The sequence below is a fragment of the Nonomuraea sp. B12E4 genome (assembly GCF_039871825.1).
Lineage (GTDB): Bacteria > Actinomycetota > Actinomycetes > Streptosporangiales > Streptosporangiaceae > Nonomuraea.
On the sequence record NZ_JBDPME010000015.1, the window covers coordinates 79,786 to 103,531 of the forward strand.

A 23,746-nucleotide genomic window follows, 5' to 3' on the forward strand; every position below is an offset into this window, starting at 1 on the left:
GGGGGGACTGTCGTGACTCTGCATGACGAGCTTCTCGCCCAGCTCGGAGACGCCGGGCTGGAGCAGATCGCCGGGATGCTCGGCACGGACACGGACACGGCCCGCGACGTGGTCCAGGCCGTGTCGGGCACCATCGTCGGGGGGCTCGCGCGCAACGCCGAGCACCCGGACGGCGCCGACGCCCTGCGCGGGGCGCTGGACGAGCACGTGGACACCGACCCGTTCACCGGCGACGTGGCCTCGCTCACGCGCGACGGGCACGGCATCCTCAGTCACATACTCGGCGGGCAGGGCGTGGAGGCGGCCGCGGCCGGGCTGTCGCAACTGTCCGGGATCGACCGGGGGGCCATCATGCGGCTGCTGCCCCTGATCGCCCCCATGATCATGTCGTTGCTGGCCCACCGGGCCGCGAACGCCGACATGGACGCGGAGGCGGTGGCCGACGATCTGAGCCGGGAGCAGGCGGCCGTACCGGATGTGCTCGGGGGGCTGCTCGGCGGCATCTTCGGCGGGGTCGTGCCGCGGCAAGGGGGGCCGTACGAGCCCGAGGAGGAGCCGCAGAGGGCACCGGGAACGTCGAACCCCGACCGGTGACCGGTAGGCTGACTCAGTGATCATTCTGGCTTCCGCCTCCTCCGCCCGCCTGGCCCTCCTCCGCGGCGCGGGTCTCGACCCCAAGGTGATCGTCAGTGGAGTCGACGAGGAGTCCTACGAGGCCCACACCCCCGCGGCGCTCAGCCTGGTGCTGGCCAAGGCCAAGGCCGAGAAAGTGGCGAGCGAGGTCGACGAGGGGCTGGTGATCGGCTGCGACTCCATTCTGGAGCTCGACGGCCGTCCCTACGGCAAGCCCGCCACGAGGGAGGAGGCCGAGGAGCGCTGGCGCCTCATGCGCGGCCGCACCGGCCGCCTGGTGACGGGCCACTGCGTGATCGACACGACGACCGGCCGGCAGGTGGCCGAGGTGGCCACCACCGTGGTGCGCTTCGGCCAGCCGTCCGAGCAGGAGATCGCCGCCTACGCCTCCACCGGCGAGCCGCTCGACCTGGCCGGGGCGTTCAGCATCGAGGGGCGCGGCGGCTGGTTCGTGGAGGGCATCGAGGGCGACCACGGCAACGTGCTCGGCATCTCGCTCCCGCTGCTGCGCGACCTGTTCGCCGAACTGGGCTACGCGGTGACGTCGTTCTGGCGCTAGCCTGCCGGGCATGCGATCACTTCGCGACTTCACGTCCGGCGTCGGCTTCTTCCTCCAGGGCTGGGGATGGGTCGCCAAGAACGGCCGGTGGTGGGCTTTCGGGCTGATCCCGGCGCTGATCGCGTTCGCCGTCTACGTGGTGGCGCTGATCCTGCTCGGCACCAACGCGCTCGACCTGGCCGAGCTCCTGACCCCGTTCGCGGACACGTGGAGCTGGCGCGACCTCTTCCGTACGGTGCTGGCCGTCGCCCTGGTGCTCGGCGGGCTGGCCGTGGCGGTGGTGACGTTCGCCGCGATCACGCTGGTGATCGGGGAGCCGTTCTACGAGCGGTTGTCGGCGGAGGTGGACGGGCTCAAGGCGGCGGACGAGCAGCCGTGGTGGCGCACGCTGCCCCGCTCGATCAGGGACAGCCTGGTCACTCTCTTCTACGTCCTCCTGTTCACCGTCCCCCTGTTCTTCCTGGGCTTCATCCCCGTCTTCGGCCAGACGGTGGTGCCGGTGCTCGGCGCCGCCGTGTCCGGCTTCTTCCTCACGGTGGAGCTCACCACCCTGGCCCTGGAACGGCGCGGGATGACCCGCAAGCAACGATTCGCCCTGCTGCGCCGCAACAAGGCGGCGGCGCTGGGGTTCGGGGTGGCGGTGTTCCTGCTGTTCCTGGTGCCGTTCGTGGCGGTGATCGCGATGCCGGCCGCGGTGGCGGGCGCCGCCCTCCTCGTACGCACCCACCTGTCCCCGTCCCCCACCCCTGACCCACCCACCGCTCACCCCTGACCCACCTCCGGCCGCCCTTGGGCCACCCCTCGACCCGCGCCCCCCTCGACCCGGTCCGGGCTCGGGATGGCATGGACCTTGGGCTACCACGGGGTGGCGCGGCTCTCGGTGTTGCGATGGGGCAGCCACGTGCCTCGGGCCGTTACGGCGCAGCACCACCCCCGGCCTGCGACGGGCGCGGCACCACCCCGGCGTGCCACGGGCGCGCGGCGTGACCCTCGGGCTGGCGGGTTCCGGCGGGACATCGGCTCGCCGCGCCACAACTCGGCCCCGCCCGGCAACCACAGCACCGCCCCGCCCTCGACTGTCGGCCCGAACCACGGCCCGCCGACTGTCGGCCCGAACCACGGCCCGCCGACTGTCGGCCCGAACCACGGCCCGCCGGCCGCAACCGTCGGCCCCGACGACCGGCCGCAACCGTCGGCCCCGACCGCCGATCCCATCTGTTGTTATCCACAGCCTTCGGCCACTCCCTCCTCCCCATCCCCAGAACGGCTTTCTGCTCCTCGCCGCCACGCCGACCCCCGGCACCCTGTGCCCATGACGACCAACACCTCCGCCCCGACCCCCCACCCCACCCCGGACGCGACCCCCACGTCGTTTCCGAGCTCCACCCCGCACCCGTCCCTTGACCCCGCTGCGGCCCTCGGTCCGGACAACTGCCTGACCCTGACCAGCCCCACCGACATCCTGTCCGCGGTTCCCTACCTCGTCGGTTTCCATCCGGCCGAAAGCCTCATCGTGATCGGACTCGACCGCGGCCAGGCCAAGGTGGTGGCGAGGTGGAACCTGCCATTGCCCCCGGGCACCCTCACCCCCATGTCCCTCCTCTTCGAACGGGAGGGCGTGACCGAGATCGTCATCGTCGGCTACGGTCCCGGCGAGATCGTCACCCCTGCCGTGGACGAGGCCAGATACCTGGCGGCCAAGACCAGCGTCCACGTCGGCGAGGCACTGCGAGCCCATGAGGCCCGCTACTGGTCATATGTCTGCGACGTCGCGACGTGCTGCCCAGCGGAAGGCACCCCATACGACCCGACCACCAGCATGATCGCCGCTGAGGCGACCCTGCGCGGCCTGGTGGCTCTCCCGGACCGGGAGACCCTCGAACGCACGATAGCCCCCCTCGCAGGCCCGGTGAGGATGGCCATGCGCCGCGCCACAACAGAAGCGATCACAGAGTTCCGGACAGACCTCACAAAGGCCACAAGCCTGGACGCCTTCGCAGCCCACTTCATAGCCGACGGCCTGGCGAGGATCCACTCAGCCCTGAAAACCCACGCCGAAGGCGGCCGCCTGGACGACATCGAAGCGGCGAAGCTGGGCCTGGCCCTCACCGTCACCAGAGTCCGAGACGAGGCTTGGACCCTCATGCAGGACTCTCATGTCCTCCTGTGGAAGGACCTGACCCGCAGACTGCAGCCCTGCTTCACCCCACCCGCCGCATCCCTCCTGGCCATGGCCTCCTGGCGCGCGGGAAACAGCGTCCAGGCCACCATAGCCGTCGAACGAGCCCTGACCATCGACCCCGGCTACTCGATGGCCAACCTCCTCATGCACGCCCTCCAAAACCTCCTCTCACCCAACATCATCCGAGGCCGCCTCCCCACCCCCGCCGAACTCGACACCGCCATGGGCACTCCCCACGCAGCCTGGCTCCTCCCCTTGATCAACCTCCTCGACGAAGCCGACCCCCAATTTCCGCCACCCCACCCCCAGCTCCGTTAGCCCACCAAGCCTCCGCCGAGACCCCTCCACCCCACCAGCCCTCGCACACCAAGCCGCCGTGCTGCTGAGCCGATGACACTGCGCCCGATGGTGCTGCGCCCGATGGTGCTGGGGTCTGTGGCGCCGAATTCGTCGTGCCGAGTTCGTCGTGCCGGGTCTGTGGTGCGGGGTCGCTCGTGCCGAGTCGGCCGTGCGGAGGGTCGTCGTGCCGGCTCGGTCACGCGGTGCTTGTCGTGCGGAGCCCGTCATGGCCACACGCCGCCCTGACCTCATACGCCGACCTGTCGTGTCCACGCGCCGACCCTTCGTTCGCACGTGCCGGACCTGTCGTCCCCACGCGCCGAACGGGCGTGCTCACGCGTCAGGCAGTGTTGGATCGCCCGTGAAGATCGCCGGAAACCACACCACTCCAGGGGCGTCATCATGATCTGTGCTGGACAACCGCATCCGCACCTCAACGGACCCGCTTCGCGGCCACCCGCCCGGCTCGTGCTGGCATGCTCAGCTCGCGTGGCTCGCTTACCTGCTTGGTTCACTTCGCCTGCCGTGGTCTGGTCGGCTTGCGTGGCCCACTCCGCCTGCCGTGCTCTGGTCAGCCTGCGTGGCCTGCTCCACCTGCGTGCCTCTTTCGGCACGCGTGGCTCGCCCGGGTCGCTCAACCGCATTGTGGCTGGCAGGGTGACCGCCTTGCGGTGCGGGTGGCACGTAGTTTTGGCCGCTTGAGACCGGCCATTCAGAAATCGGTTATTGGATTATTGGAGGCCTTCCTCGCGGCGGCGGCGCTCGTTGTAGGCGCGCATACGCTGCGGATACCCGGTGAGTTGGACGTCGTACACCGGAAGGGCAAGATCGCGAGCGACCTTGTGGATCACAGCAGGCGAGCCCACCCTGCGTCTGGTCCACTCGCCGTCGTCGGCCACCGCCACAGCGGTCGTGTCAGTGGCGAATGTCTCTGGCTCGACGTAGAACTCGACGCCACGCCGCGAACGGGCAAAGGCGATGAGCGCTTCGATGTCGGAGTCCGTCGCCTCGCGATCGAACCTGGCAATCTTGGGGCCACGCAGCCGACGAATGCCGTAGCGGTCTCGCCATCTCATGAATCCTTTTTATACCGTCTGGAGGCCAAGCGTCGGGGATGATCTAGGGGATAAATCGGGGATTCTCCCGATGCCGCGCGCGGGCTCGGTGACGCAGTATGAGTGGTGACTACCCAATTCTCTAAGGAGAGGCATGGCAATTATGGCTGGGGTACCGAAAACCCCCGGGCCGGGACAGGTGCCGCCAGCTCATCTGCGCGTCACCAACCAGGACCGCGAGCACGTGGTCGAGCACGTCAAGGCCGCATATGCGGAAGGCCGCTTCGACAAGCTGGAGTTCGACGATCGCCTGGAGCGCGCGATGACAGCGCGCACCCACGGCGATCTCATGCCCATCATGACGGAGCTCTACGGCACCCAGGTCGTGCCCAAGTCCGCCCCGTCACGATTGTCGGTCCCGTCCCACCCCGAACGCGCACCAGAGAGCAACGAACGCCTGGGCGCCGCCGCCGCGCACTTCCTGCTGGTCGTCGGAATCCCGATCGTCGGCCCGCTGATCCTGCTCCTCATCGGAGGCAAGACCTCCCCCTACATCCGCAAGCAGGCATTGGAGGCACTCAACTTCCAGATCACGGTGGTGGGCGCTTCGATCCTCCTGCCGTTCACGGTCATCGGCATCGTGCTCTTGCCGTTCATATGGGTCGCGGCCGTCGTTCTCGCCATCGTGGGCGGCATCTCCGCGCTGACGGAGGGCGTCTTCCGCTACCCCATGACGTTTCGCCTGGTGAAATAAGCTCCACACAGCTCAGTACCCGTCGGCGCGGAGCGCGCTGGATGTGGCAGGCGGCCCCAGGGCGGGATGACTCAGCGGGTCACGCTGCATTCCTGGAGCTTCCACCAGCTGGGTCGCTTCCTCGGCTACAAGGCGGCCCGGGCCGGGGTCGCTGTCATCTACGTCGACCCGGCTTTCACCGCCCAGCAGTGCTCATCGTGTGGGCACGTGGACCACAAGAACCGGCTCTATCAAGCCTCTTTCTCGTGTACGTCATGCGGCTTCGCTGAGCACGCAGACGTCAACGCAGCCCGCAACATCGCCGCACGCGGTGAGACGGGCTGGGCAGTGAGTCACGCTGCCTGACGCGGACCGGACCGTCGAAGCCATCGACGGCGAGGAACTGCAAGCTCGGTCGTTTAGTTTACGGCCGAGAAGCTGACCGGGACAGGACCTCGTACCTGACTTTCATCACGCCCGCGCTTACGTTTCCGATGGCGGCGAAGGCGCCCCTGGAGAGGTCGAGGCAGCGGCCGCCGACGTACGGGCCGCGGTCGTTGATGCGGACCGTGACCGATTCGCCGTTGTGCTGGTTCGTGACGCGGACCCTGCTGCCCATGGGGAGGCTCTTGTGGGCGGCGGTCATGGCCGAGGGGTTGAAGCGTTCGCCGCTGGCCGTCATCTGGCCCTCGTCGTAGTACGAGGCGCCGCACGTGTCGGCCGCGAGGACGCGGTTCTGGTGCCTCCGATGCCTCTTGTGCTCCGGGGGTTTGACGGTCTTCGGAGGTTCGACGGTGGGCTTCGGGCGTGCGGTCGGTGAAGGGTGGGAGACAGCGTTCCTCTTCGGTGGTGAGGCTGTTTTCGGAGCCTTCGGCGTCGTGACCGCGCTGTGCGTGGGCTTGGGTGACGGTGTCGTCACCGGTTCCGCCGGTATCACGGGCGGTGGTGTCTGCGGGGTGAGGCGGGCGGCTGCGTTCGCGGTTGTGGCCTGGTCAAGGAGGGCCGTGGCCGGGCGGTTGGGGGAGTCGTCGCCGGTGACCGCCGCCCAAGCGGTGGTCGAGGCGGCGGCCACGACAGCCGCACCGGCTGCGACGGCGGCCCAGCGGCGGGCGGGCTTGCGGGGCGGCTTGTAGGAGTGCTGGCCCAAGGTAAACCACGGTCCTCGTTCGGGTATAGGCGAAGGAAAGGCCAGGTCAACGGGGGTGCGGGGGCTTAACGACGGCCGAATCCGCAGACGGGTGGGGATTCCCGCACGCGAGGACGAACATATGGGATAAAAGGGAGGTAAAGACAACTTAAGGGGATGTATCGTGACATATCTCACGCGTGTCGCGCGCGCAGACAGCCCGTATCGCGCAACGCCTCCGGGATGACGAACGCACAGCCCCCACGCGCCACACAGGTGTCGCGCCACCGTGCACCGTTGCGAGCAGCGCGGGCGGTGTCACGGGCGGTGTCACGGGCGGTGTCACGGGCGGTGTCACGGGCGGTGTCACGGGCGGTGTCACGGGCGGTGTCACGGGCGGTGTCACGGGCGGTGTCACGGGCGGTGTCACGGGCGGTGTCACGGCGTGCGCAACCTCGCAACGCCGCTCGCAACTCTCGCAACGGCGCTGGCAACGGCGCTGCGCCCGTATTGTTCCCCGTGCGTTGCGACCCGTGTGTTGCCGCCCGTGCGTCGTGACCCCTGTATGTTGCCCACCCGTACGTGGCCATCTGTGCATTGCCGTTCGTGCGCGTCGCCGCTCCTGTGCGCTCGCCCTCGGGTCGTCGTCGGAGCGCACTGTCACCGATGCGGTACGTCCCGCTGGGCGCCGTCCGCGTTGCGCCGGCCCCACCGCACACCTTCTCGCAGACACGGCGGGACTGCCGCCCCGCGTCCGGTGGCTCAGCCGGGCGTTGGGCGGTTCGCTGGTGGGTGGTGCGTGTGGCGGGCTCAGCCGTGGCGTGCGGTGGCCCAGCAGTGAGTACGGTGCGAGCGGGCCCAGCCTCTTGAGAGGCGGTCCAGCGCGCGTGTGGGCGCTGTGTGCGGCTGACCAGCCGGCGGCCCCGGTGGCATATGGGGGCGGGCGGCCCCAGGAGGGCACGCGGGGCGGGTGGCCTCGGAGGGTGTAGGTCAGAGCATGAGGGAGCGTACGGTCTCCACCGTGTCCGCGTCCTCCACCCGCTTGTCCGGCCGATACCGCAGAACCCGCGCGAACCGCAACGCCATCCCCCCGGGATACCGAGGCGATCGCTGAACCCCGTCGAACGCGATCTCCACCACCATCTCGGGTCGCAGCGTGACGGTCCACGAGTCGGTCGGGCCCTCGGCCAGCTCCAGGAAGCGCTCGGTCTGCCAGGCCAGCAGCTCGTCCGTGAGCCCCTTGAAGGTCTTGCCCAGCATCACGAACCCGCCCTCGGGATCGCGCGCGCCCAGGTGGAGGTTGGACAGTTTGCCCTGGCGGCGCCCATGACCCCATTCGGCCGCCAGGACCACCAGGTCGAGGGTGTGCCGCGGCTTGACCTTGACCCAGCCCGCGCCCCGCCGGCCGGCCGCGTAGGGAGCGGCCAGCGACTTGACGACCAGGCCCTCGTGACCGGCCTTCACCACGTCGACGAAGAACTGCTCCGCCTCCGCCACCTCCCCGGTGACCAGCCGCGGCGTGAGGAGCGCCCGCGGGACCGTGCGGAGCAGGGCTTCCTGGCGTTGCTCATAGGGCAGGTCGAGCAGATCGGCGCCGTCGACCCGCAGCGCGTCGAAGAAGAACACGCTCAACGGGGTCTGCTCCCGCAGCCGGGCGACGTCGGTCTTGCTGGTGGCCCGGCTCGCCGTGACCTGGAACGGGTGGGGGCGCCCGTCGGGACGCAGCGCGATCACCTCGCCGTCCAGCACCAGGTCCTCCGACGGCAGGTCGAGCAGCGCCTCCACCAGCTCGGGCACCTGCGGCGTGATGTCGTCGAGCGTGCGGGTGAAGGCGCGCACCTCGGCCCCCGACCGGTGGGCCTGCACCCGGACCCCATCGAGCTTCCACTCCAGCGCCGCGGGCGTGCCCGCCTTCTCCAGGGCGGCGACGACGTTGGGCGCGCTGCTCGCCAGCATGGGCGAGACCGCCCGGCCCACCTCCAGCCGGAACTCGTGCAGCGCCACCACCCCACCGGCCAATGCCGCGGCCCCGACGGCGGGCAGCCAGCCGCGCAGGGTGAGCGCCCGCCGCACGTCGGCCGACGGCGCGCCCGACGCCTTGGCCACCGCCTCGATCATCACGCCGTCGAGCGCGCCCTGCCGCAACTCGCCGAACAGCAGCCTGCGCATGAACTGCTGCTCCTGGCTCGTCAGCCCGGCGAACAGCTCCTCCACCAGGGCCTTGCGCGCCGCCTGCGAGCCCTGCCCGGACACCGCCTTGATCCTGCTCAGCAGCGCGCCGACGGTGGTGAGCGTGGCGGTGGCGGCCAGCTTGGGTTGCGGGAGGTCCTCCAGAGTGCGCCAGCCCACGCCCACCTGCCGCTGGGGCAGCTCGCCCGAGAGGTAGGAGATCGCGGTCTCCGCCTCGTCGGGGCCGACCCGGCCGAGCAGCTCCGCCAGCAGGCCGATCTTGCCGAGCCTGGCGGACGTGCGCGCCACTGCCTCGGACACGCGGACGACGTCGATCAGAAGCACACGCCTATGGTGCCTTATGCAGCCGACATTTCCCCACTCGTAATTCGGGGTGAAGCCGCCGGGCACCTACAGAGCCGACAAAGGAAACGCAAAGGGCGGCCACCGTCATGGCGGCCGCCCGCGCCTCCGGGCGTCGCGCTAGCTGATGCCCAGCAGGTCGACGACGAAGATGAGCGTCTCGTTCGGCTTGATACGGGCGCCCGCGCCCCGGCTGCCGTAGCCGAGATGGGGCGGGATGACCAGCTTGCGCCGGCCGCCGACCTTCATGCCCGCGACCCCCTGGTCCCAGCCGGCGATGACGCGGCCCCCGCCCAGGGGGAACTCGAACGCGTCGCCGCGGTTCCACGACGCGTCGAACTCCTCCCCGGTCGAGAACGCCACGCCCACATAGTGAACGCGTACGTTGTGGCCGGGCTTGGCCTCCGGGCCGTCGCCCACGGTCAGGTCGACGATCTCCAGGTCAGCGGGCGGGTTGCCCCCAGGGAAGTCGATCTCGGGCTTTTCGAGTGCCACGAAGTGCTCCTGTTGACGATGAGAATGGACCCGACGACTCTATGCGCTCGGGATATCGTCATCGTTCATGGCCGTCCTTTCTCCGGATGCGATCTTGCTCACCGGGCGCGTGGCCGTCGTCACCGGGGCGGCCAGAGGCATCGGGCTGGCGATCGCCGAGACGTTCGCCGCGTTCGGGGCTCACGTGGCCGTCTGCGATCGCGGCAAGGCGGAGGCCGAGCTGGCGATGACCCTCGACGTACGCGACCACGCGGCGGTCGAGGTGTTCGCCCGGGCCGTGTCCGAGCGCTGGGGCCGGGTGGACGTGCTGGTCAACAACGCGGGCGGCACCTTCCACGCCTCGTTCGCCGACACCTCGCCGCGGGGCGAGCAGACCCTGATCGAGGAGAATTTCACCCAGGTCACCGGCATGATCCGGCGCCTGCTGCCGATGATGGCGGCGGGCTCGTCGATCATCAACCTGACCTCCGGCGAGGCGCACCGGGCCGCGCCGGGGTTCGCGGTGTACGCGGCGATGAAGGCGGCCCTGGAGAGCCTGACGCGGACCCTGGCCCTGGAGCTGGCCCCGCGCGGCATCAGGGTCAACGCCATCGCCCCCGCCGCCCTGCGCACCGAGGGCGAGCCGGGCGTACGGGAGCGCGTGCCGGCTCACCCGCCGCGCCACGACCCGGCCCGCGTCCCGCCGCCGGGCCACCTCGCCGACCCGAGCGGGGCGGCGGGCGCGGCCGTGTTCCTGGCCAGTGATCTGGCGAGGTTCGTCACGGGCACGACGGTGCACGTGGACGGCGGCATCGACGCGGCCGGCGGCCGGCGGGGCGTCCCGTAGCCGCCCCGGTCACCAGCTCTGGTGCAACGGCATGCCCTCGGCGTATCCGGACGAGCTCTGGATTCCCACGACCGCCTGCTCGTGGAACTCCTCCAGGTTTCCCGCCCCCGCGTACGTGCACGACGACCTCAACCCGGCCACGATGCCGTCGATCTGGTCCTCCACGCTCGGCCGCTTGGGATCCAGGTACATCCTGGACGTCGAGATCCCCTCCTCGAACAGCGCCTTCCGCGCCCGCTCGAACGGCGAGTCGTCCGCCGTCCTGAGCCGCACGGCCCGCGAGGAGGCCATGCCGAAGTTCTCCTTGTACTTGCGCCCGTTGGCATCGGTATGGGTGTCCCCGGGCGACTCGTACGTCCCGGCGAACCAGGACCCGATCATCACGTTGGAGGCCCCCGCGGCCAGCGCCAGCGCCACGTCCCGGGGATGGCGCACGCCGCCGTCCGCCCACGCGTGCCGTCCCAGCCGCCGTGCCTCGGCGGCGCATTCCAGCACGGCCGAGAACTGCGGCCGCCCGACCCCGGTCATCATCCGCGTGGTGCACATGGCGCCCGGGCCCACCCCGACCTTGACGATGTCGGCCCCGGCGTCCACCAGGTCGCGGACCCCCTCCGCCGTCACCACGTTGCCCGCCGCGACCGGCACACCCGGGCCGAGCGCCCTGACGGCCCTCAGGGCGGAGAGCATCTTCTCCTGGTGCCCGTGCGCCGTGTCCACGACCAGGCAGTCGATCCCGGCGTCGAGCAGTTCCTTGGCCTTGGCGGCCACGTCGCCGTTCACGCCGACCGCGGCCGCGACGCGCAGCCGGCCCGCGCCGTCCACGGCGGGCCGGTAGAGGGTGGCCCGCAGGGCGCCGGTGCGGGTGAGGATGCCCACCAGCCGCCCGTCCGGGTCCACGATGGGCGCCAGCCGGTGCCGCCCCTCGTGCAGCCGCTCGAACGCGCCGCGCGGGTCCAGCCCGGCGGGCAAGGTCAGCAGCGCGCTCGACATGACCTGCGAGAGCTGCGTGTACATGTCCACGCCCTGGCAGTCGGCCTCGGTCACGACGCCGACCGGCCGGTTCTCCCAGTCCACCACGATGATCGCGCCGTGCGCCCGCTTGGGCAGCAGTTGCAGCGCCTCGCCGACCGTGTCGTGCGGGGTGAGCGTCAGGGGGGTGTCATGTACGAGGTCGCGTTTCTTGACCCAGTCGACGACGTTCGTCACGACATCGAGGGGTATGTCCTGCGGGATCACGGCAACGCCACCCCGCCGTGCCACGGTCTCGGCCATGCGCCGGCCGGCGACCGCGGTCATGTTGGCCACGATCAGAGGGATGGTGGTGCCCGTGCCGTCGTTCGTGGAAAGGTCGACTGCGAGCCGGGAGCCGACCGACGATCGCGACGGCACCATGAAAACGTCGCTGTAGGTCAGATCGTGATGAGGCTCGAGGTCATTGAGAAACTTCACGTTCATCCATCTTATGTGGTGACTGCTTCATCGAGGGGTTTCCCACTTTCCCGGTGGCTTATGATCGGCCGGGACACTTTGGGGGAGGGGAGGCCCTGTGGACGTCATTGACCGGGCAGAACTGATCGTGGTCGGTTTCGCCGTACGTACCACTCATGCCGATGAGCTGGATCCGGAGCGGGCCAAACTGCCCATGCTGTGGCAGCGGGCGGGCGCGCCGGGTGCCTTCGCGCACGTTCCGGCACGCCTCGACGAGAATCTGTACGCCGTGCTGACCGACTACGAGAGCGACCACAACGGGGCCTACACGCAGATCGTCGGAATCGGCGTACGAACTGTGCCGAGGCTGCCCGAGGGGATGGTGGCGGTGCGCGTACCGGCCGCCCAGGCGCTCCTGCTGCAGGCCCGCGGCCCGATGCCGCAGGCGCTGATCGACGCCTGGCAGCAGGCGTGGAAGCACAGCGAGTCCGGCGGCACGCCGGCGCGGGCGTTCACCACAGATCTCGAGGTGCACCACCGCGACGGCGTGGACCTCTACATAGCGGTATGAAAGGGACCGGCTGATCAGAGGTCGAGCGCGGCGGCCGCCGCATCGACGGCCGTGCGCCTGACCTCCTCCAGAAGCGGGGCGATGAGCCTGCGCCGCCGGCCGGACAACCCACCGGGCATGGCGTGGTCAGGCCAGTATTCCCTGGTCGCGCAGCTTGTCCGCGGCCTCCGCCGGAAGCCCCCACCCCGACAGGTCGGTCAGCCGGGTGGCGGGGGAGAGGTCCTGCTCCGGCACGCCGAGCAGGCGCGGCGCGGGCGCCGGCTGGGTGACCTCGCCCACCTGGACGAAGCTGCCGCGGGCGGTGTTGTGCGGGTGGGCGGGGGCCTCGGCCATCGACAGCACGGGCGAGACACACGCGTCGGACCCCTCGAAGAGCGCCTCCCACTCGGCCCGCGTCCGCTTCCTGAACTCCTCGGACAGCCGGGCCTTCAAGGCGGGCCACTGCGCCCGGTCGTGCCGGTCGGGCAGGTCGGTCAGCCCCATCAGGGTCACCATGGCCTCCCAGAACTGCGGCTCCAGCGACCCGACCGCCACGTACCGGCCGTCGGCGGTCTCGTACGTGTCGTACTGCGGCGCCCCGGTGTCCAGCAGGTTGGTCCCCCGGTCGCCCCAGTGACCGCCCTGCACGGCCTGGTAGAACATCGAGAACAGGATCGCCGCCCCGTCCACCATGGCCGCGTCGACCACCCGCCCCCGCCCGGTCCGCTCCCGCTCGAACAGGGCCAGCAGCACCCCGTAGGCGAGCATGAGCCCGCCGCCGGCGAAGTCGCCCAGGATGTTGATCGGCGGCGTCGGCTGCTCGCCGGCCCGGCCGAGCATCGACAGCACGCCGGAGATCGCGATGTAGTCGATGTCGTGCCCGGCGGTGGTGGCCAGCGGCCCGTCCTGCCCCCATCCGGTCATGCGGCCGTAGACCAGTCGCTCGTTCACCGCGTGCAGGTCGCCGGGCCCGATGCCGAGCCGCTCGGCGACGCCCGGCCGGAAGACCTCGATCACCACGTCGGCGTGCCGGACCAGCGCCTTGAACGCCGCCACGCCCTCGGGCGCCTTCAGGTCCAGCCCGATCGTGTGCTTGCCGCGGTCCATGACGTCCGTCCGCGGCCGGTCGGAGACCGCCTTGACGCGGTCGATCCGCAGCACGTCGGCGCCGTGGTCGGCGAGCATCATCCCGGCGAACGGCCCGGGGGCGAGCCCCGCGAGCTCCAGCACGCGAACGCCGCTCAGCGGACCTCTGCGAACTTCAGGCATCTCCACAGTAGAACAACATTCGGTGATCTATCGCAAGCCGCCGTCCGGACTTCCGGCGAAGCCGTGGGAGGTATGGGAAACTTGCCTGCTGTGTTCGGGTGGTCAATAGGGGTAGGACATAGTGTCGGAAAGTAACCGCCTTGTCGCGGGGCGCTACCAGTTACTCCGCGAGCTGGGTCGCGGGGGAATGGGCGTGGTCTGGGAAGGCGGCGACACGCTGCTCAACCGGCAGGTCGCCATCAAGGAGGTGCTGCTGCCCGACGGGTTGCCGCCGGCCGAGCAGGAGCGCCAGCTCATGCGTACCGCCCGCGAGGCCCGTATGGCGGCCAAGCTGAACCACCCGTCCGTCGTAGCGGTCTACGACGTGGTCGAGGAGGACGGCCGGCCCTGGATCGTCATGGAGCTGCTCCGCCATCCCTCGCTGGAGGAGGTCGTGCTGACCTCCGGCGCGCTGCCGGTGCGCCAGGCGGCGGACGTGGGGCGGCAGGTGCTGGCCGCCCTGAGGGCCGCCCACGAGGCCGGGATCCTGCACCGGGACGTCAAGCCGAGCAACATCCTGCTGTCCGAGGACGGCCGGGCCGTGCTCACCGACTTCGGCATCGCCCAGGCGGAGGGCGACCCGTCACTCACCGCGACCGGCATGGTCACGGGCTCGCCGAGCTTCCTGGCGCCGGAACGGGTCCGCGCCGCGGACGCCGGACCGGCCTCGGACCTGTGGTCGCTGGGCGCCACGTTGTACGCGTGCATGGTCGGGCGCTCCCCGTTCGAGCGGGGCGACCCCATGGCGACGCTCAACGCACTGCTCAGCGAGGAACCGGACTATCGCAGGATCCCGCCGATCATGCATCCGATCCTGCGCGGCCTGCTGCGTAAGGAGCCGGAGGACCGGGTGGACGCCGAGGAGGCCGACCGGCTGCTGGCGGCCATCATCGAGAGCAGGCCGGCGCACGCCGACCGGGACGTGCCGGAAAGGAAGCCGCGTGGTGGCCGCGGCCGCGCCCTGCTGGCGGCGGGGGCGGCGGCCGTACTGGTGATCGCGGGTGGCGCGGTGGCGTACTTCCGGCTCGCGCCGCCCGCCGAGGGCACCCCGCGGACCGGCCCGCTGCCGGCCGCCGCGACCAGCCCGCTCCCGACGCCGCCGGCGGCGACGCCGGCCGTCACGGCCACGCCGACGCCGAGCGCGACCAGGGCGGTCCCGGCCGTCCGCGCGTGGACGTCGCGGGACGGCTGGACGATCATGCGTCCGGCCGGCTGGCACGGCGCGCTGGCCGAGGCCTACACCGAGTGGACCCGCAGGGACGGCAACGCCCACCTCGGGGTCGAGGCGGTCTATTCCCGGCTCGACCCCAACCAGATCCTGCGCGACTCGGAGGAGGCCCTCAAGCAGAGCGCCCAGAACGTGCTCAACCGCGGCCGCCGGACCGTCAGGCACCAGGGCGCCAAGGCCGTGGAGTGGGAGTTCTCCTGGACCGCCGGCCCGGGCGGCGACGCCCGCTGGGTCCGGCCGGGCATCCGCTACCACGAGATACGGCGGGTGCTGGTGAGCGGCAACACCGCCTACGTCGTGTCGTGGACGGTCACCGAGGCTCATTGGATGCGTTACCGAGGACTGATGCGGCAGGTGATCGGCAGCTTTACTGTGGGTGCATGAGTCCCTGGAACCTGCTCGCCCTGCCTCCGTTGCCGGAGGGGCTGATGCGCCGCCTGCTCGACCCGCTGGGCGACCGGGTGCGGGTGAGCGTGCCCGCGGCCCGCGACCGGGCCGCGCTGCTCGCGGCGCTGCCGGAGGCGGAGATCGTGCTCGGCGACTGGACGGGCACGCTCGTGATGGACGCCGCCGCGGTGCGCGCCGCGCCCCGGCTGGCGTTCGTCCAGCAGCCCTCCGTGGGCGTGGACGGCCACGACCTGGACGCCCTGGCCGCCGCGGGGGTGCCGCTGGCCAACACGCCCGGGGTCAGCTCCGTCGCGGTCGCGGAGTGGTGCCTGGCCGCCACCATGTCGCTGCTGCGCAAGCTCGGCGAGGCGGACGCCGCCGTCCGCGCCGGTGAGTGGCCCCAGCAGCGGCTGCAGCCGCACGAGCTGGCGGGCCGGCGCGTGGGCGTCATCGGCTACGGCGCGATCGGCGCCGCCTGCGCCGGGATGTTCCGCGCGCTGGGCTGCGAGGTGTCCTACTGGACCCGCACGCCCCGCCCGGACCCCGGTTACGAGAACCTGGACACGCTCATGTCGTCGAGCGACGTCGTGATCGTGGTGATCGCGCTGTCGGAGGAGACCCGCGGTCTCGTCGACCCCCGCAGGCTGAAGGAGGGCGCCCTGCTGGTGAACGCGGCCAGGGGCGGCGTCGTGGACCAGGAGGCGCTGGTGGCGGCGCTGGGCGAGGGACACCTGGGCGGGGCCGCGCTGGACGTCTTCGACGTCGAGCCGCTGCCCGCCGGAGACCCGCTGCGCGGCCTCCCCAACGTCCTGCTGTCCCCGCACGTCGCGGGCGTCACGTCGGAGTCCACGGGCCGCCTGCTCGCGATCACGATGGACAACCTGGCCGCCGCCGTCGAGGGCCGCGAGGTGAGGGGCGTGCTGAACGGCGTCTCACCGATGATCACCAGGAAGTTTACTGATTAGGCTCCCGGATAGCCGTTTCACCTGGCACGATGAACAGTTTTCGTGTCTTTAACGACCCCGGTCTGTTCCGGGTCCACTGTGAGAGATACCGTCTTACGGACGATCTCTACCAGCTCAAGGGGGTGCTTCGTGAACGAGCGTAGCGAGCGAGCAAATCGCACGCGGCACGACCTCGCCGTCACGGCCCCGACCAAGGAGGAGATGTGACGACGACGATGTCGGCACACCGACGGGCAGTAGAGCAGATCAGGCAGTCGTACGCCGAGATCCCGGGCGGGGCCGCGCCCCGGCTGGCCAAGTCCACGTCCAACCTGTTCAGGTTCCGCGACGGTGACGCGACCGCCAAACTCTCGGCCCGCGATCTCGACGAGGTCATCAGCGTCGACCCGGAGACCCTGACGGCCGAGGTCCAGGGCATGACCACGTACGAGCACCTGGTGGACGCCACGCTGCCGCACGGGCTCATGCCGTACGTGGTGCCGCAGCTCAAGACCATCACGCTGGGCGGGGCGGTGACGGGGCTCGGCATCGAGTCCAGCAGCTTCAGGGATGGCCTGCCGCACGAGTCGGTCGAGGAGTTGGAGATCCTCACCGGTGACGGGCGCGTCATCGTGGCCCGCGACGACAACGAGCACCGCGACCTGTTCCGCTCGTTCCCCAACTCCTACGGCACCCTCGGCTACGCGCTCCGCATCCGGATCAAGTTGCGCAAGGTGCAGCCGTACGTGCATCTCACGCACCTGAAGTTCACCGACGCGGCCAAGTGCATGCTGGCCATTGCGGAGATCTGCGACAGCATGGTCCACGACGGCGAGACCGTCGACTTCGTGGACGGCGTCTTCTTCCAGCCGGGCGAGATGTACATCACGCTCGGCCGTTTCGCCGAACGCGCCCCGTACGTGTCCGACTACACCGGGATGCGCATCTACTACCAGTCGATCCGGCAGCGCAACCGCGACTGGCTCACGGTCCGCGACTACCTGTGGCGCTGGGACACCGACTGGTTCTGGTGCTCGCGCGCCTTCGGGGTGCAGCAGCCCGTGGTCCGCTCGCTGATGCCGCGCCGCTGGATGCGCTCCGACGTCTACCGCCGCCTGGTGGCGCTCGACCGGAAGCACGGCGTGACCGCGCGCGTCGACCGCTGGCGCGGCCAGCCCGTGCAGGAGTCGGTCATCCAGGACGTGGAGACGCCGATCGAACGCGGGTCGGAGTTCCTGGAGTTCTTCCACGACAAGGTGGGCATGACGCCGGTGTGGATGTGCCCGCTGCGGGCCGCGTCCCGCTGGCCGCTCTATCCTCTGGAGCCCGGCAGGCTCTATGTCAACTTCGGTTTCTGGGGTATGGTGCCGCTGCCGCGGGGGCAGTTCGACGGCTACTACAACCGGCTCATCGAGAACGCGGTGCACGCTCTCGACGGCCACAAGTCGCTCTACTCGACCTCCTTCTACGCCCGTGAGCAGTTCTGGCGGCTGTACAACGGCGATGCCTACTGGCCGGTCAAGCGGGAATACGACCCGAACGGGCGCCTGCTGGACCTGTACGAAAAGTGTGTGCGGGGAAGGTGAGAGCAGATGGCTCTGGCAACCATCTTTGAAAAGATTGTCGGCTCGGACGCGAACATCGCGTTCATGGCCTATGACGGCAGCAAAGCCGGACCGGACGGGGCCGACCTCATGATCGAGGTCAAGTCGCCGATCGCGGTCGCCTACCTGGCCCAGGCTCCGGGGGAGTTGGGGTTGGCCAGAGCGTACATCTCCGGCCACATCGACGTGCATGGCGACATGTACACGTTGCTGGACCGGATGTGGAACATCACCACAAACGATCTCACCACCTCCGAGAAGATCGCGGCCGTGCGCTCGCTGGGGGTGAAGCCGCTGCTGATGCGCGTGCCGCCGCCCCCGCAGGAGATGCGGCAGAGCACCCTGGCCAAGATGGGCTCCCGGCACGCCAAGCAGCGTGACGCCGAGGCCATCCACCACCACTACGACGTCTCCAACCGCTTCTACGAGTGGGTGCTGGGGCCGTCGATGGCGTATACCTGCGCGGTCTACCCCACGCGGGACGCCACGCTGGAGGAGGCGCAGTACACCAAGTTCGACCTGGTGGCCCGCAAGCTCGACCTGCGGCCCGGGATGCGCCTGCTGGACGTGGGCTGCGGCTGGGGCGGCATGGTGATGCACGCCGCCAAGCACTACGGCGTCAAGGCGCTCGGCGTGACCCTGAGCAAGCAGCAGGCCGAATGGGCCCAGCAGGCCATCGTCGACGCGGGCCTGCAGGACCTGGCGGAGGTCCGCTTCGCGGACTACCGGGACGTCCAGGAGACGGATTTCGACGTGGTCAGCTCGATCGGCCTGACCGAGCACATCGGCAAGGCCAACGTCCCGTCCTACTTCGAGTTCCTGTACGGCAAGCTGAAGCCAGGCGGCCGCCTGCTCAACCACTGCATCACCCGGCCGACCGGCAAGGAGAAGACGTTCAACAAGGGCGGCTTCATCAACCGGTACGTCTTCCCGGACGGCGAGCTCGAGTCGGTGGGCTGGCTGGTCAGGCAGATGGAGGACATCGGCTTCGAGATCCGCCACGAGGAGAACCTCCGGGAGCACTACGCGCGGACCCTGCGCCACTGGTGCGACAACCTCGACGCCAACTGGGACGACGCGGTCCAGGAGGTGGGCATGGGCACGGCGCGGGTGTGGGCCCTCTACATGGCGGGCTGCATCGTGGGCTTCGAACGCAACAAGGTCCAGCTCCACCAGATCCTGGGCGTGAAACTCGACGACAACGGCCGGTCCGGCGTGCCCCTGCGCCCGGCCGTCGACTGGCCCTGATCGTCACGGGCCGGGAGTGGGCCGGGACGAGGCTCCCGTCCACTCCCGGACCGCCCCCCTACTTCTTGTCCTTCGCCCCGGCGGTGGCCGCGTGCTTGCCGCGACCGGTGCGACGCTCTTCCTGACGGGCCGCTTCCTGGGTCTCAGGTGACAGATCCTTGGGACTACGGGGCTTCTCGTGCCTGCCCACGTGCGCTCCTTTGCCTCTTCGGACAGCTTAGAGTGACGGTATTGCTACAGGCGGCGATTAGGCAACTCATTAACGACCTGGCGCGGCACACCTGTCAAGGCCGGGCCAGGTCGCGCAGCGTGCCGCTGAGCCCCTGTCAGCTCACTTCGGCATCCGGCGTACGCCCGTGCGGCGCGCGGAACCACGCCACGAACTCCGCCACGTCGTCCAGCGCCCACCGCAACCGGTAGAGGGCCAGGGCGTCCTGGTCGGGCGTGCGGCCGGTGGCCTCGGCCAGCCCGGTGCGCTCGATCTTGCCCGTCTGGTTGTCGGCCGTCCCGTTCGTCACGATGCCCACGGTCCACCCGGCCGCCCGCAGCCGGTCGAAGAGCGCCAGCATCAGGCCTTCCTGGTGGCGGTGACGAGCTCGTCGGTGGCGGCGCGGTAGGCCGTGGTGGCCCGGCCGAAATAGTCGAACAGCGTGGCCAGCTCCGCCTCCGCGTAGCCCTGGAACACCTCCGCCAGCCGCCCTCTCGTCCCGGCCAGCACCTCGTCGAGCTCCTCCCGCTCCCCGGCGGCCTCGACGATCACCTTGCGGCGGTCGGCGGGGTCCGGCGCGCGCCGGACATATCCGCCCCTTTCCAGGCGGTCGATGAGCCGTGTGGTGGCGCCGGTGGTCAGCCCGGTCCGCGCGGCCAGCTCGCCGGAGGTGAGCGGCCCGGTGAGGTCGAGCAGGTTGAGCGCGTAGTAGTCGGTGGTGTTGAGCCCGGCGGCCTCGGCGGTGGCCAGGCTGTTGAGCACCATCGCGCTCAGGTAGCGCCGGAAGATCGCGCTCGGATCGGTTGACACTCCCAGTTCCTCCTCCCGAACCTGGCATCTGCGTGAAAGCAGATAGCCACTCCGCGCAGGCATCGCACGGGGGCAAACTATCAGAGGGGGGCGCCATGACCACCGCGCTGCTGGAGGCGATCTCGTTCAAGTTCGCGCCGGCCGGCGCGCCCCGCCGATGACGGTCTCATCCTGTGGGGCTCCTGCACGGCGCACCCCCGCCGGCAAGGAAAAGGCGCGGGGAATACCCGCGCCTTGGGGGAGTGCCGGCCCGGTTACCGGAGCTCGCGCTTGAGGATCTTGCCCGTCGCCGTCATCGGCAGGGAGTCACGGAACTCGACGACCCTCGGGTACTTGTAGGCCGCCATGTTCTCCTTGGACCAGGCGATCAGCTCCTCCTCCGTGACCGTGGAGCCGGGCGTCCTGATGACGTACGCCTTGATCTCCTCGCCGTGCGACTCGTGCGCCACCCCCACCACGGCCGCCAGCGACACGGCCTCGTGGGTCATGAGGACCTCTTCGAGCTCGCGCGGATAGACGTTGAACCCGCCCCGGATGATCATGTCCTTGGCCCGGTCGACGATGGAGTAGTAGCCGTCGTCGTCGCGGGTGGCGATGTCGCCCGTGCGGAACCAGCCGTCCCGTATGACGTCCGCCGTCGCCTCGGGGCGGCCGTAGTAGCCCTTCATGATGTTGTGGCCGCGGATCGCGATCTCGCCGGGCCCCTCGCCCTCGACGGTCTTCCAGTCGCCGTCGATCAGCTTCATCTCCACGCCCCAGATCGGGGTGCCGACCGTGCCCGGCTTGGTGGGGCGGCCGGGCTGGTTGAAGCTGGCCACCGGCGCGGTCTCCGAGAGTCCGTACCCCTCCAGGATGCCGATCCCGAACGTCGTCTCGAAGTCCTTGAGCACCTCCACCGGCGACGACGCCCCGCCCGCGACGGCCACCCGCAGGGAGCGGGGCACCTCGGCGCCCTCCGCGTGGATCGTGCCGAGCAGGGCCCAGTACATCGTGGGCACCCCGGCGAAGAACGTCACCTCCTCCGCGTGGATGAGCGAGAGCGCCTGGGCCGGGTCGAAGCGCGGCATCAGGACGACGCTCGCGCCGCGCAGGAAACCGGTGTTCATGACGACGGTCTGGCCGAAGGAGTGGAACAGCGGCAGCACCGCCAGGTAGGTGTCACCCCCGTCGGCGCTGGGGAACATCCGGTCGCTGATCATGGCGTTCATCAGCATGTTCTGGTGGCTGAGCTCGGCCCCCTTGGGCTGGCCGGTGGTGCCCGAGGTGTAGAGGATCACCGCGGTGTCGTCGGGCGCGGTCTGCACGGTCTCGAACTGGCCGGACATCCCGCCCAGCGCGGCCCAGATCGACTCGCCGTACTCCGACTCTGTGGCCAGCGGGGTGGCCGGGAGCACGAAGAAGTGCTCGCAGCCCGGCGCCGCCTCGTACCCTGCCTTGCCGCGCTCGCCCAGCGGCAGCTCCGGCGTGCCCTCGAAGCAGAACAGCGCCTTGGCGTCGCTGTCGTCGAGGTGGTAGGCGATCTCGCGCGTCTGCAGCAGCACATTGAGTGGCACCACGCTCGCCCCGGCCTTGAGGATGCCGAAGTAGACGAACGGGAAGTACGGCAGGTTGGGGCACGCCAGCGCCACCTTGTCTCCCTTGCCGATGCCGCGAGCCACCAGCAGGTTGGCCACCTGGTTGGCTACAGTGTCGATCATGGAGTACGGCAACCGCATGGCGCCGAAGACGATGGCAGTGCCGTCGGGGGTGTTCCTGGCGCTGTCCTCCAGGACGATCGACAGATTGAGCATGACGCCTTCCTCCTCTGTGCCGACTTGGGCGCCATCTTCGCAGGATCGCCATACCGACTGGTAGGTAAGCAAGGTTACAAGTGGATATGGACGCCTCTGCCTGCCTGGAGTAAGCAAGTACCAAGTTATTCACCCCATGGAGGGGTCATGGAGTATGACTACGTGATCGTCGGGGCGGGCTCCGCGGGGTGCGTGCTGGCCGGCAGGCTGTCGGCCGATCCAGCCGTCTCGGTGGCGCTGGTGGAGGCGGGCGGGCCGGACGACAAGCTGGAGATCCGCATGCCCGCGGGTTTCGCCAAGCTCTTCAAGACCGACTACGACTGGAACTTCACCACCGCCAAGCAGAGCGAGATGTCCGGCCGCGAGCTCTACTGGCCCCGGGGGCGCGTGCTGGGCGGCTCGTCCTCGCTCAACGCCCAGATGTGGGTGCGCGGCTGCCAGCGCGACTACGACCAATGGGACATCCCCGGCTGGACATACGAGGACGTACTGCCCTACTTCACCAGGGCGGAGAAGCGGGTCGGCAGCAACCACGGCGGCGTCTACGGCACCTCGGGCCCGCTGTACATCTCCGAGCTGCGCAGCCCCAACGTCACCACCGCCGCCTTCCTCAAGGCGTGCGAGGAGCTCGGTTTCGAGCGGCTCGCCGAGCTGAACGGCCGCTCCAACGAGGGCTACTGCCCCACCCCCGTCACTCAGAACCGCGGCCGCCGATGGAGCTCGGCCGACGCCTACCTGCGCCCGGCCAGGTCACGGCCCAACCTCGAAGTGATCACCGGGGCGACCGTGAACCGGGTGACGTTCGAGGGCAGGCGCGCCACCGGGATCGAGTACGGCAGCGGCACCCAGGTCAAGGCCCGGCGCGAGGTCATCCTGGCCGCCGGGGCGATCGGGTCTCCCCACCTGCTCATGCGCTCGGGCGTGGGCGCGCCCGACGAGCTGCGCGACGCCGGGGTGGCGATCGTGCACGAGCTGCCCGAGGTCGGCAAGAACCTGCAGGACCACCTCTCGTCGGGAGTGTTCGTCGAGTGCAGGCAGCCGGTCACGCTGACCAAGGCCGAGTCGATCGGCAACCTGCTGCGCTACATCGTCCTGCGCTCCGGCATGCTCACCACCAACGTGGGAGAGGCGGTGGCGTTCATCAGGACCTCGGCGGAGGAGCCCGCCCCGGACGTGGAGCTGGCCTTCGCGCCGGGGCCGTTCATCGACCACGGGCTCACCCCGCCGACCGGCCACGGGCTCACCGTCGGGGTCGTGCTGCTGCAGCCGGAGAGCCGCGGCCGGGTCGGGCTCAGCGGCAGGGACGCGGTCGTCGACCCCGGCTACCTGACCGCGGAGGCCGACGTCAAGCGGCTGGTCGCCGGGCTGAAGACGGCCAAGCAGGTGTTCGCGACCGCGGCCATGAAGCCGTTCGCGGGCGGGCCGATGGCGCCGTACTGGGCGCCGGAGAGCGACGAGGAGCTCGCCCAGTGGGTACGCGAGCGCGGCGAGACCCTCTACCACCCCGTCGGCACGTGCCGGATGGGCGTCGACGACGCCTCGGTCGTGGATCCGTCACTGCGGGTCCGCGGGGTCGAGGGGCTGAGGGTGGCGGACGTGTCGATCATGCCGACGCTCAACCGCGGCCACACCCACGCTCCGGCCATCATGATCGGTGAGAAGGGGGCCGACCTGATCAGGCGGGGCGCCTGACGAGACCCGCGGATGTGTCCTTGCGGTCCTTGGCCCGAGGGCTCTTCGTGTTGCCATGTTCCCTGGCGG

The 23,746-nt window shown here is 70.1% G+C and carries 22 protein-coding genes; 13 read left to right on the plus strand and 9 right to left on the minus strand.

Going from position 1 to position 23,746, the window contains the following annotated elements:
• The first annotated feature begins 12 nt into the window (after positions 1-12).
• The 4 genes from ABGB18_RS29635 to ABGB18_RS29650 all read left to right on the plus strand — a co-directional run bounded on the left by ABGB18_RS29635 (position 13) and on the right by ABGB18_RS29650 (position 3,692).
• Positions 13-594 (plus strand): DUF937 domain-containing protein, encoded by a 582-nt coding sequence (locus ABGB18_RS29635; protein ID WP_347698909.1) that lies wholly within the window; start codon positions 13-15, stop codon positions 592-594.
• A gap of 16 nt (positions 595-610) precedes the next feature.
• A complete protein-coding gene (locus tag ABGB18_RS29640; RefSeq protein ID WP_347698910.1) occupies positions 611-1,192 on the plus strand; it encodes a nucleoside triphosphate pyrophosphatase in 582 nt (193 codons plus the stop codon).
• Positions 1,193-1,202: 10 nt separating this feature from the next.
• Positions 1,203-1,964: an EI24 domain-containing protein gene (locus ABGB18_RS29645; protein ID WP_347698911.1), complete on the plus strand. Its 762-nt coding sequence runs from the start codon at positions 1,203-1,205 to the stop codon at positions 1,962-1,964.
• Between the two features lie 540 nt (positions 1,965-2,504).
• On the plus strand, positions 2,505-3,692 hold the full coding sequence (locus tag ABGB18_RS29650; protein ID WP_347698912.1) for a DUF4192 family protein: 1,188 nt from the start codon (positions 2,505-2,507) through the stop codon (positions 3,690-3,692).
• 752 nt (positions 3,693-4,444) lie between these two features.
• Here ABGB18_RS29650 and ABGB18_RS29655 read toward each other — a convergent pair.
• Positions 4,445-4,789: a hypothetical protein gene (locus tag ABGB18_RS29655; RefSeq protein WP_347698913.1), complete on the minus strand. Its 345-nt coding sequence runs from the start codon at positions 4,787-4,789 to the stop codon at positions 4,445-4,447.
• Between the two features lie 133 nt (positions 4,790-4,922).
• Here ABGB18_RS29655 and ABGB18_RS29660 point away from each other — a divergent pair, with 133 nt between their 5' ends.
• Positions 4,923-5,522 (plus strand): DUF1707 and DUF4870 domain-containing protein, encoded by a 600-nt coding sequence (locus tag ABGB18_RS29660; protein WP_347698914.1) that lies wholly within the window; start codon positions 4,923-4,925, stop codon positions 5,520-5,522.
• Between the two features lie 66 nt (positions 5,523-5,588).
• The gene (locus ABGB18_RS29665; protein ID WP_347698915.1) at positions 5,589-5,867 is read left to right on the plus strand and encodes a transposase; all 279 of its coding nucleotides are present in this window, start codon (positions 5,589-5,591) and stop codon (positions 5,865-5,867) included.
• A 58-nt stretch (positions 5,868-5,925) separates the two neighbouring features.
• Here ABGB18_RS29665 and ABGB18_RS29670 read toward each other — a convergent pair whose 3' ends face one another.
• From ABGB18_RS29670 to ABGB18_RS29680, 3 genes are all read right to left on the minus strand, one after another.
• Positions 5,926-6,648 (minus strand): septal ring lytic transglycosylase RlpA family protein, encoded by a 723-nt coding sequence (locus tag ABGB18_RS29670; protein ID WP_347698916.1) that lies wholly within the window; start codon positions 6,646-6,648, stop codon positions 5,926-5,928.
• Between the two features lie 969 nt (positions 6,649-7,617).
• Positions 7,618-9,141 carry an ATP-dependent DNA ligase gene (locus tag ABGB18_RS29675; RefSeq protein ID WP_347698917.1) on the minus strand — a complete coding sequence of 508 codons (1,524 nt, stop codon included), beginning with the start codon at positions 9,139-9,141 and terminating at the stop codon, positions 7,618-7,620.
• 138 nt (positions 9,142-9,279) lie between these two features.
• Positions 9,280-9,654 carry an FKBP-type peptidyl-prolyl cis-trans isomerase gene (locus ABGB18_RS29680; RefSeq protein ID WP_347698918.1) on the minus strand — a complete coding sequence of 125 codons (375 nt, stop codon included), beginning with the start codon at positions 9,652-9,654 and terminating at the stop codon, positions 9,280-9,282.
• 67 nt (positions 9,655-9,721) lie between these two features.
• Here ABGB18_RS29680 and ABGB18_RS29685 point away from each other — a divergent pair, with 67 nt between their 5' ends.
• Entirely contained in the window at positions 9,722-10,480 is a 759-nt protein-coding gene (locus ABGB18_RS29685; RefSeq protein ID WP_347698919.1) for an SDR family oxidoreductase, read from the plus strand.
• Positions 10,481-10,489: 9 nt separating this feature from the next.
• Here ABGB18_RS29685 and ABGB18_RS29690 read toward each other — a convergent pair whose 3' ends face one another.
• On the minus strand, positions 10,490-11,929 hold the full coding sequence (locus ABGB18_RS29690) for a GuaB1 family IMP dehydrogenase-related protein (RefSeq protein ID WP_347698920.1): 1,440 nt from the start codon (positions 11,927-11,929) through the stop codon (positions 10,490-10,492).
• A 97-nt stretch (positions 11,930-12,026) separates the two neighbouring features.
• Between ABGB18_RS29690 and ABGB18_RS29695 the strand changes: the two genes are divergently transcribed.
• Complete coding sequence (locus ABGB18_RS29695; protein ID WP_347698921.1) at positions 12,027-12,479, plus strand: effector binding domain-containing protein; 453 nt, start codon at positions 12,027-12,029, stop codon at positions 12,477-12,479.
• Positions 12,480-12,605: 126 nt separating this feature from the next.
• Here ABGB18_RS29695 and ABGB18_RS29700 read toward each other — a convergent pair whose 3' ends face one another.
• Positions 12,606-13,727: a CaiB/BaiF CoA-transferase family protein gene (locus ABGB18_RS29700; protein ID WP_347698922.1), complete on the minus strand. Its 1,122-nt coding sequence runs from the start codon at positions 13,725-13,727 to the stop codon at positions 12,606-12,608.
• 121 nt (positions 13,728-13,848) lie between these two features.
• On the opposite strand from ABGB18_RS29700, the gene ABGB18_RS29705 reads away from it, so the two are divergent.
• The 4 genes from ABGB18_RS29705 (at position 13,849) to ABGB18_RS29720 (ending at position 19,177) form a co-directional block, all read left to right on the plus strand.
• Complete coding sequence (locus tag ABGB18_RS29705) at positions 13,849-15,378, plus strand: serine/threonine-protein kinase (RefSeq protein ID WP_347698923.1); 1,530 nt, start codon at positions 13,849-13,851, stop codon at positions 15,376-15,378.
• Entirely contained in the window at positions 15,375-16,346 is a 972-nt protein-coding gene (locus tag ABGB18_RS29710; protein WP_347698924.1) for an NAD(P)-dependent oxidoreductase, read from the plus strand. The genes ABGB18_RS29705 and ABGB18_RS29710 overlap by 4 nt, the downstream gene beginning before the upstream one ends.
• Before the next feature lie 215 nt (positions 16,347-16,561).
• The gene (locus tag ABGB18_RS29715) at positions 16,562-17,911 is read left to right on the plus strand and encodes an FAD-binding oxidoreductase (protein WP_347699035.1); all 1,350 of its coding nucleotides are present in this window, start codon (positions 16,562-16,564) and stop codon (positions 17,909-17,911) included.
• A gap of 6 nt (positions 17,912-17,917) precedes the next feature.
• A complete protein-coding gene (locus ABGB18_RS29720; RefSeq protein ID WP_347698925.1) occupies positions 17,918-19,177 on the plus strand; it encodes a cyclopropane-fatty-acyl-phospholipid synthase family protein in 1,260 nt (419 codons plus the stop codon).
• 326 nt (positions 19,178-19,503) lie between these two features.
• Here ABGB18_RS29720 and ABGB18_RS29725 read toward each other — a convergent pair whose 3' ends face one another.
• The 3 genes from ABGB18_RS29725 to ABGB18_RS29735 all read right to left on the minus strand — a co-directional run bounded on the left by ABGB18_RS29725 (position 19,504) and on the right by ABGB18_RS29735 (position 21,985).
• The gene (locus tag ABGB18_RS29725) at positions 19,504-19,746 is read right to left on the minus strand and encodes a hypothetical protein (RefSeq protein ID WP_347698926.1); all 243 of its coding nucleotides are present in this window, start codon (positions 19,744-19,746) and stop codon (positions 19,504-19,506) included.
• Positions 19,746-20,195: a MarR family transcriptional regulator gene (locus tag ABGB18_RS29730; protein ID WP_347698927.1), complete on the minus strand. Its 450-nt coding sequence runs from the start codon at positions 20,193-20,195 to the stop codon at positions 19,746-19,748. The genes ABGB18_RS29725 and ABGB18_RS29730 overlap by 1 nt, the downstream gene beginning before the upstream one ends.
• Before the next feature lie 254 nt (positions 20,196-20,449).
• Positions 20,450-21,985, minus strand: a complete 1,536-nt coding sequence (locus ABGB18_RS29735; protein ID WP_347698928.1) for a long-chain fatty acid--CoA ligase — start codon at positions 21,983-21,985, stop codon at positions 20,450-20,452.
• A gap of 147 nt (positions 21,986-22,132) precedes the next feature.
• On the opposite strand from ABGB18_RS29735, the gene ABGB18_RS29740 reads away from it, so the two are divergent.
• Positions 22,133-23,677: a GMC family oxidoreductase N-terminal domain-containing protein gene (locus ABGB18_RS29740; RefSeq protein WP_347698929.1), complete on the plus strand. Its 1,545-nt coding sequence runs from the start codon at positions 22,133-22,135 to the stop codon at positions 23,675-23,677.
• Positions 23,678-23,746: the final 69 nt, after the last annotated feature.